We start from the raw sequence: 15,222 nt of genomic DNA on the forward strand, positions 1-15,222 counted from the left end.
CGTCGCAGCAAGCGCGGCGCGATCCATGCCGGCGGTGCTGGGAGGCGCTGTTCCCGTCAGCCTCGGGCAAACCCCGTCGAGGCGAAGGCCGCCTGCAGGGATGCCTGGGCGCCGAAAACGTTCCCCGGGCCATCACAGAGGCGACACAGCAGTACACGAAGTGGTCGGCTGAGATCCCCCGGGCGGAGCGGCTTCCGGAGTTCCTCGAGCGAGCGTTCCAGATCGCTTCCACCCCTCCCTACGGTCCGGTGCACCTCGGCATTCCGATGGACTTTCTGGAAGAGGAGATCGAGTTCACCCCGGGACCGGTGACCGAGTATCTGCATGAGGCGCTCGATCCGGATGCGGTAGAGCGTCTCGCCCAGATTCTCAGGACGGCGGCCAGTCCGGTCATCGTGGTGGGGACAGAGGTCGCGCGGTACGGTGCGATTGCCGCGCTGGAAAGGCTCTCCGACCTGGTGGACGCGTCCGTGCTCGGGGAGATCAAGGGCGCCGACCTCGCCTTCCCGAACACCAATCCGAGGTACGTCGGCAAGCTGACCGCATCGAGCCCTGCACTGGAGGGCGCAGACGTCGTCGTCCTCCTCGGCGCCGAGCTCACCGAGGGGCTGGCGATGCCCCTGCCGGATTTCGGTGACAGCCTCGTGGTGCAGGTCACCGTGGACCCGCTCGCTCTGCGCCGGCAGTACGCAGGTCAGGTCGGCATCCTCAGCCACCCCGGGCGCCTGCTCGATGCGGTCGCCGATCGCCTCGCTGAAGGCGGAGCGGTACCCGTGAGCTCGGGCGGGCGGGTGCGAGGGCTCAGAGAGCGCTGGGAAGCGGGCCGCGAAGCCTTGCGGTCGCGCCTGCTCGGCGAGGCTGATGGCGCGGTATCGGCGGCCCACATCGCGGACCTCATCCATCGCCTCGGCGGCTCCGAGACGATCGTCGTCAACCAGTGCGGATCCGCGGAGGGCTTCATCGACACACTCGTCGACTATGGCGCACCGTGGACGTATTTCGGCCTCTCGGGGAAGGCGAGTGCTCAGGGTTGGGGCGCGCCGGCGGCGGTCGGCATCCAGATGGCTCGTCCCGATCGTCGAGTGATCGCCGTCCTCGGCGATGGCGGGTTCATGTTCAACTCCACAGCGATCCACACCGCTGCCGCGTACGACGTTCCGGTCGTCTACCTCGTCCTCGACAACGGGGGCTGGCGGGACGTCGCGACCGTGACGGGAGCGATGGGCAGCTCGCTCGGAGAGCCCGGCGCAGAGGATGCGATGCGCTGGACCTTCCGGCCCCCGATCGACCACGCATCGTACGCCCGAAGCCTGGGACTGAAGTCTTGGCGGGCGTCCAACCCGGAGGAGCTCGAGAGCGCGTTCGCCGCCGCGTTCGCCGAGGATGGGCCGACGCTGATCCAGGTCGCGTCTGCGATGGGCGATGTCCGGGTCTTCGGGCAGGCGTTCGCGTGAGATGTCGAGCAGGAGTGACAGCGCCGTATACGGTGAGTGAGCCGCGTGTTCGGGCTGACAGCGACACGTACGTCTGCAGTAGGGAGCGATGAAGGATGTCAACTGGTGATCGACTAGGGGTTCGAGAGGATCTCGTCGATGCGAATCGCATTCTCGTCCGCCACGGCATCCTCGATGCTTTCGGCCACGTGAGCGTCCGTGACCCCGACGACCCGAGCAGGTTCCTCATCTCCAGAAACCTGGCCCCCGGCCTCGTCACGCCCGACGACATTCAGGTGATCGGATTGGACGGGACGACCGCGGACGACAGACCGAGCTATCTCGAACGATTCATCCACGGCGAGATCTACCGGGCACGCGCCGATGTCCAGGCCGTTGTCCACAGCCACTCCGCGTCGATGGTGCCCTTCAGCATCTCCAGGACGCCTCTGCAGGCGGTGTGGCACATGGCGGGCTTCCTCGGCGAAGCGGTCCCGGTCTTCGAGATCCGTGACAGCGTCGGGTCCTCCAGCGACCTGCTGATCCGCAGCGGTTCGCTCGGCGCGGACCTTGCTGCGACCCTCGGGGGCGCGGCGGTCGCACTCATGCGAGGACACGGATTCGTCGCCGTGGGCGACTCGATCCCGCAGGCGGTCGCCCGCGCGGTCTACGCGGACCTCAACGCCCGAGCACAGGTGACGGCCGGTCAGCTCGACGGCTACACCGCCCTCACCGCAGAAGAGGGCGCCGCGGCCGCGGAATCCAACAACGGGCAGCTCACGAGGGCCTGGGAGATCTGGAGAGCCAACGCCAGGCGCGGGGAGAGCGTCTGAAAGCGCGCCTCCTCCAGGCGCGCTGAGCAAATCCGCCCGCTCGCGGCCGGCGCGTCATCGCGTCGGCGAAGCCGGCCGTTCGCCCCTGGTGGGGCGGTCCGGCATGCCGGCACACGCCGCCCGCGCCTAACGGCTCGCGCCATGTTGTGTATCTGACACACACAACAGTAGTAGGGGGGGTCGGACATTTGACGGGCCGGTGTAGGTTTTTCTTGAAGTTGTCCATTTCGCAGATGAAATGTCCACCACGTGTCCATATGGACATTTCGCTCCATCTCGCCTCGAACGCATCAAGCCAGATACGTTTGGGCTGAGGAGCGAGGGGAACGACTGATGCTCGGGTATGACGCGCACGTGCATGAGGTGCGCTCCGGGGTGAGCGGGGATGACCTTCGTCGGGTCGGCGAGATCGCTTATGAGGAGCGGATGAGCTACCTCGGCACGCTCCTGTCCCGCCGTGTTGCGTACGTTCCATATCGGACCTGGGTCGACAAACTGTTGAGTGCCTCCGAGGACAGGCGGGTGGAACTGCTCCACGATGGCGGCTACCCGTACCTCTTTCACGCCCGTGGTGAGGAGATCAAGTCCAACTTCTCAACCGCTGGCGTGAGTGCCATCGCCGCTCTGTCCAACGACACGTGGTACCTCGTCGAGGCCTGGGATCAGAGTTGATACAGACGCCTAGATCTGTTTGCTCTCAACATCGACGACTGCATCCCTAGACGCACCCGATTTCTGGACATCCTCTTGCTTCGAGGTCATCGATCACGTTCGACCAGTCGACGTTCCGTCTTGTCGTAGACGTAGTTCGTGATCTCGCCGGACATGATCATCGTCACCGCCTGGTTGATCACGTCGTAGGGGACGACGAACCACTCGGACGGGTCGTAGTTGCGGCCTTTCCTGTCGACCTGCGTGAGATCCAGCCGTACCTCCGCGAAGACCCGATGCAGAAGGTGCTCCAGCCATGACGCCTTCACGTTGTATAGCCGGTAGTCGGCTACAACCTTCACGGGGGCCATGAGGTAGGTCGGCGACTTCTCCGCGTTCTTGATGCGTTGCTCGACGCTCGTGGTCGAGAAGCCGATCTTGTGCAGATCCTTCATGTTTGCAATCAGCGGGTCACTACTGAGCGACTGGAGAACGTAGATGTGCCCCGTCTCAATGTCGCCGTCGAGGATGTCGTCGGCTGATGCTCCGGCCCGGACGAGCGCTTGGCCTGCCTGCTCGTGCAATCGAATCGAGAGCGACTGCCGGTACAGCGAGGACTCGGTCCCGTTCTCGAAGATCACGCGGAGCCGTTGCTTCTGCTCCGACTTGCCGCCGACGACCATCGACAGCGACTCGCCAACCTCGGCGACGAAGAGCAGCACGCCGTTCAGGACGAAGAACCGGCCCTCCTGAATGGTGTGGACGCCCTTGAAGGGCGCCAGCGCTATCGTTCCCTCCTTGAGTTCGGCGTGCTTGGCGTGAAACAGGTGCTCGAAGTTCTCGAAGTCCTTCGCCTTTACTCGCTTCGCCACCGATTCGGGCGCCTCGGAACTCCGGCGGACCGGAAGGTCCGAGACGTCGAGGATGCCGCCGTCATCACCCAGCAGGTCGTCAAGGTCGTCGCCCTCGAGGAGCTCGTCGATCGATGCTGGCGCTTGCGGCGCATCGAGCAGACCGAACTCGTCTAGATGCTTAACCGCAGTCGCCCTTTCCTCATTTGCGAGGAGGCCGTCGAGCCTCGCGCCGAGCTTGCGCTCGGCGATCTCGCGGGTCGACGAACTCGGCACCCTCTCATTGGCCCGGTAGAACTCCACGATCTCCAGGAACGCTCGCTCGAGGCGATCTGAGGAGGTGACTTTCTGAGGCTTCTCCGGCGCATCAAGCAGGCCGTCGACGTCGGCGTCAAGAACCGCCTGGAAGTCGGTCAACACGAAGTCGACGGGCCCGATGTCCTCGTTCGTGCTCACTCTTCCCTCGCCATCTCTGTTGCACGCGTCTCGGCCGCGCGCTGTTGCTTGAGCTTCTGCAGGAACAGCAGCGCGGCCGCGAGTCGCTTCTCGTTCGGGTCCTCAGCGCGCACATCGGGACGGCGTCCGTTGACTTTCACCCAGGTTTGGATCTTCGGGAACAGCGCCAGCGCCTCTTCCTCAGTGAACTCGATCCGGGTGGCCGCGATCTGGTCCTGGATGATCCTCAGCACCGACGGCGTGACCGACTTCGACATCACCTCGAACGCTCGCTGGAACGGGTTCACCGAGTCGATGAGGTTGATGCTTAGCTCGTCGATGTTCACGAACTTCTCGGCGAGCTTGATGAACCGCTGGTCGCCGACGGGGCGCACCTCGCCGGTCTTGATCACCGAGTCGACGACGACCTGCTGGCGCACCTCCTCGACCTCGGCCTCGGTGAGGTCAGGGTATTTCTCGCGGATGATCTTGGGGATCAGCACCCTATTGGTCGTCTCGGGATCCACCGAGCCCGCCGCCGCCTTTGCGAACGTGTCGTCCTGCAGGATGGTTGCCTTCAGGTCGTTCAGGTCCGTCTCGACGATCTGCTTCACTCGAGCCGTCGACGGCTCTTTGAAGCCCTTGATCTTCAGCTCACCGGGCTTCTTCGCGTCGTCACCATCGAGCTTCTTCGTCTTGAACTGGAAGTTCTGCGCCAGCACCTGCTCCATCAGCAGAGACGCGGTGATCGCTTTGAGCATGTTGTTCACTGATACCTTGACTTCGCCCTGCGAGGCGTCCGGCTCTGCGATGAGGTTCGTGAACTGGGCGTGGGACTTGCCCTCGGAGTCGCGGGTCACCCGGCCGATGATCTGGATGACTTCGGTGAGTGAGGCGCGGTACCCGACGGTCAGGGCGTGCTCGGCGAACGGCCAGTCGAAGCCCTCCTTCGCCATTTCTAGGGCGATGATCACGTCCACCGCGTCGCGATCCTTCGAGGCTGTGTGCGCCAGGAAGTGGAGCGTGTCGCCGCGCTTCTTCTGGTCGGTGTCATCGACGAGGTCGGCGACTCGCACGATCTCGCCGTTGTCGTTGCGGCGCACGCTGATGATGCCGGTGTCTTCGTCCTCGTCGACGACCTCACCGATGGTGTCGAGGATGAAGCCGACCTCCTCGAGCTTGTCCTTCGTGGACTCGCCGGAGTTGACGTTCGGGATGTGCACGATGGTCTTCTTGTCGAGGTCGAGGACCTCGCCAATCGCATCGGTGTACCGCCCCTGGTAGAAGTGGTGTCCGATGCCGAGCGAGCGCAGGTGCTCATACCCGTTGAGCTGGTCGTAGTAGTTGAAGGTCACTGGCGTGAACTTCGCCTCATCCTCAGGCGAGAGCACGGGCACCGAGTCGCCGCGAAAGTACGAGCCCGTCATCGCGACGATGTGCGCGTCGGAGCCGTTCATCACGTCGCGCAGCAGCGCGCCCAGGCGCGAGCTCTCGGTATCAGCGGAGACATGGTGGAACTCGTCGATCGCCAGAACTGTGCCGTTGAACGCGTCAGGCGCCAGCTTCTCGAAGGCGAATCGGAGCGTCGCGTGCGTGCAAACCAGCGTCGCATCCGGGCTCTCCAGGAACTTGAGGAAAGCGTCGACTTTCCCGGACGATGAGCCCGCGTCGCAGAGGTTGTTCTCGTCCTTGATCTCCCAGTCTGCCCAGAAGCCGTGCTTCGTCAGCGCCGTCGGGGCGAAGGACGCGCCGATCGAGCGCTCCGGCACCGCGACGATGACCTTCTTGCGGCCCTGGTTGTAGAGCTTGTCGAGCGCCACAAACATCAGCGCACGCGACTTGCCCGACGCCGGCGGAGCCTTCACCAGCAGGTGCTGCGCGTCGCGCTGCGCGAAGACGCGCCGCTGCATCTCGCGCATGCCAAGGGCGTCGGTGGTCACCGAGGCCCTTGTCTGGGCGTAGGTGACCTCGACGATGTTGACAGGCTTCTTGATCGCGTTCACTTCCGGACCCCTCTGGTCTTCTTCACCGGAGCCTTCGCGGCCTCCTCAGCAGTCATGCGCTCATACATCGCGAACAGGTCAGAGAGTCGTTGCTCGTCCGTCTCATACGGCTTCTTGGAGTAGATCGAGTCGACCAGCGCGTCGACCTCGGCGTGCGCCGTCCGCAGATCGTCGGGCATCTTGTCGGGGTCGTAGAGCTCAGCGAGCGTCTGCTCGCAGTGGTACTCGCGGACGTCCAGCACGCGCAACGCTGCGACCGTGAGCTGCTCCTTCACGGTGTCAGACAGCGGCGGGACTGGGAAGTTGTTATAGACGATCGTGTTCGAGTAGCGGAGCCGAGTTTCTAGCTGTCCTCCCACCGCTCTAGTCCAGGCCATGTGCATTGCAGAGGTCAGGATTGCGAAGACCCATGGTGCGGCGTCGTATATGCCTGCCGCGGCGTCGGAGATCACGATGGAGGCATCTAGGTAGCCCATCGGGATATAGCGCCGATTCTCCGAGCTATGACGCGGGATAAGGATCGCCTCAGTGGCCTTGAACCGAGGCTCATCGAATTTCCATGGAGTGGCGGCCTTCTTCTGGGTCGCAACCTTGCGACTCTTGAGCCGGACTTCGCGGACTCGGTCAATGCGCTGCGCAATCTCGGGGTTCCTCATCGCGAGATCGGCCTCCTCCGAACTTGCGATCCACAAGCATGCTCGCCCACCGCCGTCGATGTACTCCTCTGCACCCACGAAGGACTTGATCCAGGCCTTGCTTTCCGGGTCTCGCCGGATCATCCGATCCGCGTCGCGTAGTGCCATCAGCAGATTGCCGCCGTCGCCGGGCGCACTTCCCTTGACCATTGGCAGAAGTTGCGGTGAAAGGGGGCTCGTTCGACGCCCAATCATGATGTTTGGCGCATCAGCAAGGTAGCCGTTGATGTTCTCCGCAGCGATTTGGAGGCCGTCTGTGTAAATGTGCTTGGGAGCGTTCGACTGATTGCGGAGAGCGATGACCGCGACGGTTACGCCAGCGTTTTGCTTCGCATTGTTCTCCCACTTGAACGATGTGTAGGCGTACCGAATCTCTATGCCCTTCGCGAAGATCATCGGGAACATCAGGCCCGGGTGCTCCCCCTGGGCGACCGAGTTGGTCGTGACGAAAGCAAGTTCGGCGAGAGTCCCTTCGATGTAGTCTGACCCTTTGATGAACCAAAGCGCGATGTAGTCGAGATTCTTCGAGTAGACGCGGCCTCGAAGCACCGGGACGAAGTCGGCCTTCATCTCCGGAGTCTGCTCGCTAGCGCCTTTGTACGGCGGATTGCTGATGAGATAGATCTCACCTCCGTCATTCGGGCAAACCTCATTCCAGTCGACACGTGTCGCATTGCCCTGCTTTACCTGGCCGGTCTCCTTCAGCGGGATCAGCGGGATCGAGACGCCGAACTTGTCCTTGAACTCCGAGTTCATCTGGTGCTTGGCGATCCACAGCGAGAGGATCGCGACCTCGACGGCGAAGTCGTCGATCTCAATGCCGAAGAAGTTCTCGATGTTGATCTTCGATTCCGCGAACAGCACGCGGTGCTTTTCGTCTAGCTCGGCGAGGCGCTCTAGGATCGCGTGCTCGAGTCGACGCAGTTCCTTGTACGCGATGACGAGGAAGTTCCCCGAGCCACATGCCGGGTCGAAGACCTTGATCGCGCTGATTCGCTCGAGGAGGGCTTCGAGCTTCTTCACCGAGTCATGGCTGGCATCCAGCTCGTCCTTGAGCGCATCGAGGAACAGTGGCTCGATCGTCTTCAGGATGTTCGGCACCGAGGTGTAATGCTGGCCGAGGTCGCTGCGCTTGCCGGGCGTGACGATCGCCTGGAACATCGAGCCGAAGATGTCGGGATTGATCTCACGCCAGATGAGCTTGCCAGCGTTGATCAGTTCGTCGCGGGCCACCTTCGTGAACTGAGGCACAACGAACCGGTTGTCCGCTCGGAAGAGCCGCCCATTGACGTAGGGGAATGCCGCAAGGTGGCTCGGCTTGCCTGCAGGACTCTCAGTGTCGAGCGCCAAGAACAGATCGGTGAGGAACTCAGCGGTGTCTGAGCCATCGGCCAGTGTGTGCGATCCAACGGCATTCGTGAACTGGTTCTGCGCGAAGATCTCGGTGTCCTCGGCGAAAAAGCAGAACAGCAGACGCGTGAAGAAGAGGTTCAGCGCGTGTCGGCCGTGCGGCTCCTCCAGCAGGCCGGGGTTGGCGTGGAGCAGCTCGTCAAACAGCTTGCCCATACGCTCGGCGGCTTTGACGTCGGCGTGCGCCTCGGCGACGTACTGGGCCTTCTCCATGCCAGCCCATGGCAGGAAGAATGTGAAGTGGTTGTTGATCTCGCGGATCGGGAAGCCGATAGTCTCGCCCGTCTGGGTGTCGTGCGCGACGAGTTCGTCGTAGTCGGTGACGATGACGAAGCGTGTGCTGAAGCGCACCACATCTGGAGAGGTCCTCAGCTGCTCAAGCACAGTGAGCGGGTCACCCGCCGTCTCCTTGAAGTAGAGGACTTTCTTCTGCGCAACCTCCGTCTCGGGGTCGGCGGCGACGTTCAGATCTCCGTTGCGTAGCCGCGTGACGCTGCTCTGAGGCTTGCCGTACGCGAGCAGCAGGTCGAAGACGAACTCGCGTCCGTAACTCTCGCGACCGGCCAGCGGCGCGACGCGCTCCTCGACGGCCTTGAGGTTGAGTCTCGCCACGACAACGTCCTGTTCTCACACTGCTTTTCGGCGGGAACAACCGCGGAACCGCACACTAATGGAGCGCGGACCCGGGATCTCGGCCGCTTGTCGTCCATGGTATCGACGGGGTCAGACTGGAGCTGATGCCTTGGCCGAGTACGCACTCCGCGTCGAAAGAGTCACAACTCGTCGAGATTGATGCCGAGTCGCTCCGCGACATCTGAGAGTGGCGTGCTCTGCCCCGCCGCGGAGCGATCCCGGACGATCGCCGCGATCGCCTCCTCTTCGCGGCGGAGATCTTCGAGCCATGCATCGATGAGAGTCATGGGGATCGGCGTGAACCCGAAGGCATCAACGCCCGCATGGAACTGGTGCTCGAGCGGTCCGTTTTCACGGTCATGCGTGTGCCCGTGCAGGAGCGGGAGCCCCTCGTCGATGGGTCGATGAGTAGGGTGGCGATTTTGTCCCTGAGTGTCCCCGGAGTAGGGGTAGTGCGAAGCGAGCAGTCTGCTTCTCTCGCGCGTGCCGGAGACGATTTCGGGGAGGATTGTCCAGCCCGCCTCTTCATACAGCGGCGTGAACCTCTCTGTGGCGCGCTTGGATTGCGTCGCAGGAGAGACACGGTCGTGGTTGCCGGGAACGAGGAAGCGATGTCCATGCAGGTGCGCCGTCAGTGGGAGTGATTCAGCGATCGGGCCGAGCGCGAGATCACCGAGGTGCAGGACGATGTCGTCGGGTGCAACGGTCTCGTTCCAGCGACGAATCAGCTCGGCATCCATTTCCTCCACGCTCGTGAACGGCCGGCCGGCGAGCTCGATGATTCGGGCATGACTGAAGTGGGTGTCGGACGTCACGAAATCGACCTGATCGAAGTCGAACGCGGGGTACTCAGGCATCCTCGAGATCGCCGTCCATCTCGAGCGCCCGCAGCAGTATGCGTTCGCCTTTCGTCAGGGGCTCAGGTGGAAGTGCGTCCGCCTCTCGATGAAGCTTCTGGAGCAGCTCCTTGATCTCATCACGGTGATCGTCGCGCCACGCGCGGAGCGCGGGATCGCGGAGGAGGCCCGACTCCTCACTGCCCTTGTATCCGAGGAGGAGTTCTGAGTCGACCACTGCAACCAGCACGCGGGCGTCGACTGTGCTATCTGCGCGCAAGATCGCAAGCCGGGTGGGTGCGTCGAAGCCCGAGACCTCCACGCGGTATCGCTGGATGTCGCCGTACTCGGTCGGCTCAGTCTTGATGTGGGTCACGGCGACGCTGCGGCCGCCGACAATCACTTCACGCACGTCCCCTCCTTGAACAGAACCGGCCACTCTACTCTGTTCCATCGGTGTTGCTGAGAGCCGCTGGATCAATGCGTCCGGGCCTCACGATGTCGTCGTGACCGGGGATGAAAGAGATCGTGCCGAGGCGGCTCCAGTAGCTGATGAGCCAGCGGTGGAGGAGGTCGAGCTGCTCGTGGCGCTCGAGGAGAGTCCGATCGGGGTCTTCGATCGCGTCATCCCAGTCGATGACCTCGAAGACGGCGCCGATCAGTTCTGCGCATGTGGGCCCGGTGCCGTGCGAGTCCCACCACGCGCGAGTCAGGAGGCCGGCTTGGTTCGCCGTCGCAGTACCGCCCGGCTCATCGATCGTTCCGAGGAGCGCGCCGAAGTAGGGATCCTCGACCGCGGTCGCGAAGGACTCGTAGCGATCTTCACTGACGCCCATGTATGCAGGATGCCATACCGATTAGGCGCAGTGGTGGCCTTCGCTCGTGCTGCCTTGGCTACTTGGATGACTGCTCGGTCGGCCACTGACGCGCGTACGTTCCAGCCGCCAATGCATCCGCGTCCGCTTCCAGACGCAGTGCGTACTCCCAAGTGGGGTGGATCTCGCGCTCGTAGATCGCAACTCGGTCGGAAGTCGCCTCGCCAGTTCGCCGGATGAATCCCCCGCGTTTGAGTCGCATCAGCAGCGTGTGCACGGTGCTTGTGGGGAATCCGGTGGCGGCGACCAAGCCGGGCGTCGAGAATCGACCGTCCTCTGAGCGGGCGATCTCGGCCATGAGGGCGAGCATGTGGTTGCTGCCGAAGACGATCTTCGACAGCTCCACGTTCTGCTCAGTCGTCATGACATCCATTGCCAGATTTTCTCACGGGCACTCTAGTTTCGTCGCGGCGAGACGATTCGAGGTCGGCGCCGCGGGCGAGGGCCCTGTTGTGTATCTCACGTAAATAACACCTAGTGAATGCGACATTCACTATAGGGCGCGCAGCTTGGGGCCGATCTGCTCGTGTCGGCTTGCAACGCCGGCGGCGGCATGCAATTCTCTCTGTTGGAATACGCGGATCGCGTATTCCAACAGAGACGAAGGATTGCCGTGAATCAGGCACGCTTCACGCTTCGGGCCGACGGTGATCGGCTCAGGGGCGGGTTACTTCGTGATCTCGACGCCCGAGATGTCTTTGCGGCCGAGCCGCGACGGACGTTCCGCTGGCACCGCGGGCAGCGTCACTATCCCGGCCGGTACTGGTCGGCGACGACCGGAGGTTTCGTTGGCTACGAGAGCCGGTTGGAGCTTGCGGCGCTGCTGCTCGAGGACTTCGCCGAGCGCGTTGTCCGAATCGCGTCGCAGCCGTTCGAGCTGATCGCCGACCGTGACGGCGTGCAGCGGAGCTACGTGCCCGACTACATGATCGAGCACCGCGATCAACGCTTCACGGTGATCGAGGTCAAGCCCAGACGCCGACTCGAGGATCCCGAGATTGCTGGCGCACTCGAGTGGGCCGGCGAGATCATCCAATCGCGCGGCTGGGGGTATCGGATCGTCACCGAACCCGACGCGACTCTCCTCTCGAACATCCGCTTCCTCGCGGGCTACCGACGCGCGTGGCTGTTTCCGCCCGGTGCAGTCGAGGTCGCCGCCGCGTGCGCTGCTGAGGCGCGCACGCTCGGCGAGGCATTCCGATTGACCGGCGCGGCGGTGACCGATCTGCCATGCGGGCGAGCCGTCGTGCTCCACCTGCTCTGGAGCCACGCGATCCACTGCGACCTGACATCCGGCCTCGCCAACGACACCGCCGTGGAGGCGCCGTGAGCAATACCTTCGACATCCGCGTCGGCAGCACCGTCTCGTACGACGGCTCCCTCTGCACCGTCATCGAGATCGCCGGCGACGCCGTCGTACTGGTCGACGGCTCGAAGAAGACCCGGCGGGTGCGGCTCGTCCAACTCCTCCGCGACGCGGTCAACGCGTTCGGGTTACCCGCCGAAGAGGCCGCTCTTACACCTCTCGCGCTCATCTGGGCAGACGCCTCCGACGCTCAGCGCGATGAGGCGCGCAGGAAGGCAGAACACGTCCGCGAGATGCGCACGGGTTTCGTGTCAGGGATGCCGACTCTCGCACAGCCGCATGAGCCTCGACCGGAGTACGACCCGAAGCGCACCACTATCCATGAGCGCCGCCGCACCAAGGCCGCAGAGCTCGGCGTCAGCCCCAAGACGCTGAAGCGCTGGGACACCCGCTTCGACGAAGGCGAGGATCTCGCACTCCTCGACTTCAGGAAGACCTCGTGGACACCGGCGCTGTCCGGCCTCGATCCGCGCTGGGTCGACATGTGCCGACGCGTCGTTGAGGAGAACGTGCGCGGTTCCCGACGCACTGTCACGACCACCCTTGCGATCGTCTTGGCGAGGGTCAAGCGCGAGTATCCGGACGCCGACGTGCGGATCCCCTCCGAATCCACCGCTCGTGACGCGGTCGCCGAACTCACCCGCGGGAAGGGCACGTTCGGCGCCAGCATGCGCGCGCAACGATCCATCGAGACGCGCCCGCCCGTGCCATATGGACGCTTGGTCGCCACGCGACCCGGTGAGTACGTCGTCCTCGACACGACGCCGCTCAACGTCTTCGGCGTCGCGCCGGTCACCGGCAAGTGGATGCGCGCGGAGCTGACCGTCGCGCTCGACCTCTACGACAGATCCATACTCGGACTCCGCCTCGCCCCTGTCTCGACCAAGGCAGTGGATGTTGCCGGAGTTCTCATGGAGGCGCTGTCGCCGCGCGAGTTGCCCACCGAGTGGGGCGACCGAGCATCCTGGCCGTTCCACGGGGTGCCGGAGAACATCGTCATCGACGTCGAAAACCTCAAAGCGCTGCGATTCCGTCGCCCCGGTATCCTCCCCGAGACGATCATCATCGACCACGGCAAGCCGTTCATGTCGATCCACGTCGCGAGCGTGTGCCAGAGGCTCGGGATCTCTATTCAGCCCGCGCACGTCTACACCGGCACAGACAAGGCGTGGGTCGAACGCTGGTTCCGGACGATCGACGAGATGCTGCAGGAACTCCCCGGCTACAAGGGCAAGGACATCGCCTCCCGTGGCGAGGCCCCGGAGAGCGAGGCGGTCTACACGATCCCGCAGCTCGAGCAGATCATCCGCGAGTGGATCGCGACCGTCTACCACCTCCGCCCCCACGGTGGACTGGTCGACTCGCAACTGCCCGCGGCGAAGATGTGCCCGGCGCAGAAGTTCGAACAGGGCGTGGCGGTGGCCGGCCGCATCCGCGTGCCGGCGAACCCGAACCTGCTGCTCGAGATGCTCCCGGTCGTCAAGCGCAAGTTCAACCACTACGGCGTCGAGATCGGCACGCTCCGCTACAACGGTGACATCGTCGGGAAGTACTACGACCGGTCGCGCGCGATGGCCAAGGACAAGCGGAAGTGGCAGTTCTCGGTCAATCCCGACGACTTCTCACAGATCTACTTCAACGACCCCGACGACAACTCCTGGCACGTCCTGCGCTGGGAGCATGCGCCAAAGGTCCCCGTGCCGTTCAGCTTCGACGCTCTCGAGTACGCCAAGGGCATCGCTCTCGACCGTCGCAACGGCGTGGATGTGTCCGAAGCGCTCGGCCAGCTTCTGGAACGCTGGGGTGCCGGCCGCGCGAGCACGCCCGCCGAGAAGCGCATCAGCGCACGACTTGCCGCCCAGCTTGCCGAGACCTCCGAGGGGCCCGACAGCCCGTTCTTCCCGCACATCGCCAAGCAGATCGCGCAGCAAATGGCTGGACCGGATCTGAGCGAGGAGCTGGGCATGGTCTCGCTCTCACCGGCACCGGCGAGCGAGAACGACGATCCTCTCGCCCTCACCGCTGACGAGCTCATCGACGAGGACCTCGACGACATCGACCTCCTGGAGGACCTGTGATCCTTCCCCTCGAGCGCGACGAACTCCTCTCTCGCTGGGAGGGGTGGCGGGACTTCGCCGAAGCGCCAGCCCTTGAGCAGCCCGAGCGGCTGTCGGCGAAACAGATCGAGGAGCTCAGCGAGGACGCGCGTGTCGCCTACGACTACCACCGCGAGCGATACCACGCGAACTTCCTGGTGAAGACTCCGCAAGTCGTGAGGCTGAACGGACGCCTCTGGGACCTGCTCGATGCGAACCAACAGGGACCGTCTCGGGTGAAGGGCGCCGCGGTCATCGACTCGCCACCCGGACTGGGCAAGACCACCGCAGTCGACGCGTTCGGGCGGGCGTTTCACCAACGGCAGATCCTGCGGCACGGGCGTGACTTCGACGACGGGCAGACGCTCCACATCCCCGTCTGCAGGGTGGCGTTTTCCGGGAACACGACGACGCGTGCGTTGAACGAGTCCATCCTGAACTTCTACAACCATCCTTCCGCCGACGCCTCGAGGAGCCGATACCTGCGCAACCGAAACCTGGCTGCACTGGCAGCCGAGTCGGTCCGCCGTCACGGCACGCGGCTGATCATCGTCGACGACGTGCACTTCCTGAAGATCCACACCGACGAGGGAGTCGCGCTGGCCAACGAGCTGAAGTGGCTCGCCAACGAGTACCCGGCGACCTTCCTCTTCACCGGCGTCAACATGACCAGCACAGGGCTGCTCAGCGAAAGCAAGACCGACAAGAAGCTCGCGATGTCGCAGATCGCGCGGCGTTGGACACGCCTGACCCTCCCGCCATTCGCGCACCCGGTCGGTGAGCACCGAAAGACCTGGATGACATTGCTGGGCGCGATTGACGCGCGCCTTGTGCTGGCCAACGCGCGACCGCACATGCTCCGTGAGCAAGCGGACTATCTCTACGAACGCTCAACCGGAATGATCGGCTCGCTCTTCAAGCTGATCACCCTCGGTGCCGTGCACGCCATGCGTGACGGCACTGAGGAACTGACCCGTGCGGTGCTGGACGAGATCGACATCGACGTGGCGGCGGAGGATGCGCGGGAGGTCGTTGCGATGGAGCTCGAGGAGAAGAAGCTCGCCGCCGCCAAACGGAGCAAGCCTCGGCCCGTCGCATGAGCCTC

General features: G+C 63.9%; 13 protein-coding genes. 6 read left to right on the forward strand and 7 right to left on the reverse strand.

Annotated features, from left to right (window positions below; all coding sequences use genetic code 11):
* The first annotated feature begins 248 nt into the window (after window positions 1-248).
* The 3 genes from MICSW_RS14970 to MICSW_RS14980 all read left to right on the forward strand — a co-directional run bounded on the left by MICSW_RS14970 (window position 249) and on the right by MICSW_RS14980 (window position 2,938).
* Window positions 249-1,454 (forward strand): thiamine pyrophosphate-dependent enzyme, encoded by a 1,206-nt coding sequence (locus tag MICSW_RS14970; protein WP_062633824.1) that lies wholly within the window; start codon window positions 249-251, stop codon window positions 1,452-1,454.
* 95 nt (window positions 1,455-1,549) lie between these two features.
* Window positions 1,550-2,266 carry a class II aldolase/adducin family protein gene (locus tag MICSW_RS14975; protein ID WP_464496412.1) on the forward strand — a complete coding sequence of 239 codons (717 nt, stop codon included), beginning with the start codon at window positions 1,550-1,552 and terminating at the stop codon, window positions 2,264-2,266.
* A gap of 333 nt (window positions 2,267-2,599) precedes the next feature.
* Window positions 2,600-2,938 carry a hypothetical protein gene (locus tag MICSW_RS14980; protein WP_464496413.1) on the forward strand — a complete coding sequence of 113 codons (339 nt, stop codon included), beginning with the start codon at window positions 2,600-2,602 and terminating at the stop codon, window positions 2,936-2,938.
* Between the two features lie 86 nt (window positions 2,939-3,024).
* Here the strand turns inward: MICSW_RS14980 and MICSW_RS14985 are convergent, their stop codons facing one another.
* From MICSW_RS14985 to MICSW_RS15015, 7 genes are all read right to left on the reverse strand, one after another.
* Window positions 3,025-4,224 (reverse strand): GIY-YIG nuclease family protein, encoded by a 1,200-nt coding sequence (locus tag MICSW_RS14985; RefSeq protein ID WP_464496414.1) that lies wholly within the window; start codon window positions 4,222-4,224, stop codon window positions 3,025-3,027.
* Complete coding sequence (locus tag MICSW_RS14990) at window positions 4,221-6,206, reverse strand: DEAD/DEAH box helicase (RefSeq protein ID WP_464496415.1); 1,986 nt, start codon at window positions 6,204-6,206, stop codon at window positions 4,221-4,223. Before MICSW_RS14990 ends, MICSW_RS14985 begins: the two co-directional genes overlap by 4 nt.
* Window positions 6,203-8,923: a DNA methyltransferase gene (locus tag MICSW_RS14995; protein WP_464496416.1), complete on the reverse strand. Its 2,721-nt coding sequence runs from the start codon at window positions 8,921-8,923 to the stop codon at window positions 6,203-6,205. Before MICSW_RS14995 ends, MICSW_RS14990 begins: the two co-directional genes overlap by 4 nt.
* Window positions 8,924-9,084: 161 nt before the next feature.
* Entirely contained in the window at window positions 9,085-9,801 is a 717-nt protein-coding gene (locus MICSW_RS15000; protein ID WP_464496417.1) for a metallophosphoesterase, read from the reverse strand.
* Window positions 9,794-10,192 carry a hypothetical protein gene (locus MICSW_RS15005; protein ID WP_464496418.1) on the reverse strand — a complete coding sequence of 133 codons (399 nt, stop codon included), beginning with the start codon at window positions 10,190-10,192 and terminating at the stop codon, window positions 9,794-9,796. Before MICSW_RS15005 ends, MICSW_RS15000 begins: the two co-directional genes overlap by 8 nt.
* A 28-nt stretch (window positions 10,193-10,220) precedes the next feature.
* Window positions 10,221-10,616, reverse strand: coding sequence for a hypothetical protein (locus tag MICSW_RS15010; protein WP_464496419.1), 396 nt, complete (start codon window positions 10,614-10,616; stop codon window positions 10,221-10,223).
* Between the two features lie 58 nt (window positions 10,617-10,674).
* The gene (locus tag MICSW_RS15015; protein WP_253035978.1) at window positions 10,675-11,028 is read right to left on the reverse strand and encodes a hypothetical protein; all 354 of its coding nucleotides are present in this window, start codon (window positions 11,026-11,028) and stop codon (window positions 10,675-10,677) included.
* 240 nt (window positions 11,029-11,268) lie between these two features.
* Here MICSW_RS15015 and MICSW_RS15020 point away from each other — a divergent pair, with 240 nt between their 5' ends.
* From MICSW_RS15020 to MICSW_RS15030, 3 genes are read left to right on the forward strand one after another with little or no spacing between them, the layout of a single operon-like run.
* Window positions 11,269-11,985, forward strand: coding sequence for a TnsA-like heteromeric transposase endonuclease subunit (locus tag MICSW_RS15020; protein WP_464496420.1), 717 nt, complete (start codon window positions 11,269-11,271; stop codon window positions 11,983-11,985).
* The gene (locus MICSW_RS15025; protein ID WP_464496421.1) at window positions 11,982-14,099 is read left to right on the forward strand and encodes a hypothetical protein; all 2,118 of its coding nucleotides are present in this window, start codon (window positions 11,982-11,984) and stop codon (window positions 14,097-14,099) included. Before MICSW_RS15020 ends, MICSW_RS15025 begins: the two co-directional genes overlap by 4 nt.
* Complete coding sequence (locus MICSW_RS15030; protein WP_464496422.1) at window positions 14,096-15,217, forward strand: AAA family ATPase; 1,122 nt, start codon at window positions 14,096-14,098, stop codon at window positions 15,215-15,217. Before MICSW_RS15025 ends, MICSW_RS15030 begins: the two co-directional genes overlap by 4 nt.
* Window positions 15,218-15,222 lie beyond the last annotated feature (5 nt).

It is taken from the genome of Microbacterium sp. SW12, assembly GCF_055391095.1.

What these genes read in the sequence shown, in the direction of transcription:
- MICSW_RS15000 (WP_464496417.1), bottom strand. Translation starts at nt 9,801, where the DNA reads ATGCCTGAGTACCCCGCGTTCGACTTCGATCAGGTCGATTTCGTGACG.
- MICSW_RS14980 (WP_464496413.1), top strand. Translation starts at nt 2,600, where the DNA reads ATGCTCGGGTATGACGCGCACGTGCATGAGGTGCGCTCCGGGGTGAGC.
- MICSW_RS15010 (WP_464496419.1), bottom strand. Translation starts at nt 10,616, where the DNA reads ATGGGCGTCAGTGAAGATCGCTACGAGTCCTTCGCGACCGCGGTCGAG.
- MICSW_RS15015 (WP_253035978.1), bottom strand. Translation starts at nt 11,028, where the DNA reads ATGGATGTCATGACGACTGAGCAGAACGTGGAGCTGTCGAAGATCGTC.
- MICSW_RS14975 (WP_464496412.1), top strand. Translation starts at nt 1,550, where the DNA reads ATGTCAACTGGTGATCGACTAGGGGTTCGAGAGGATCTCGTCGATGCG.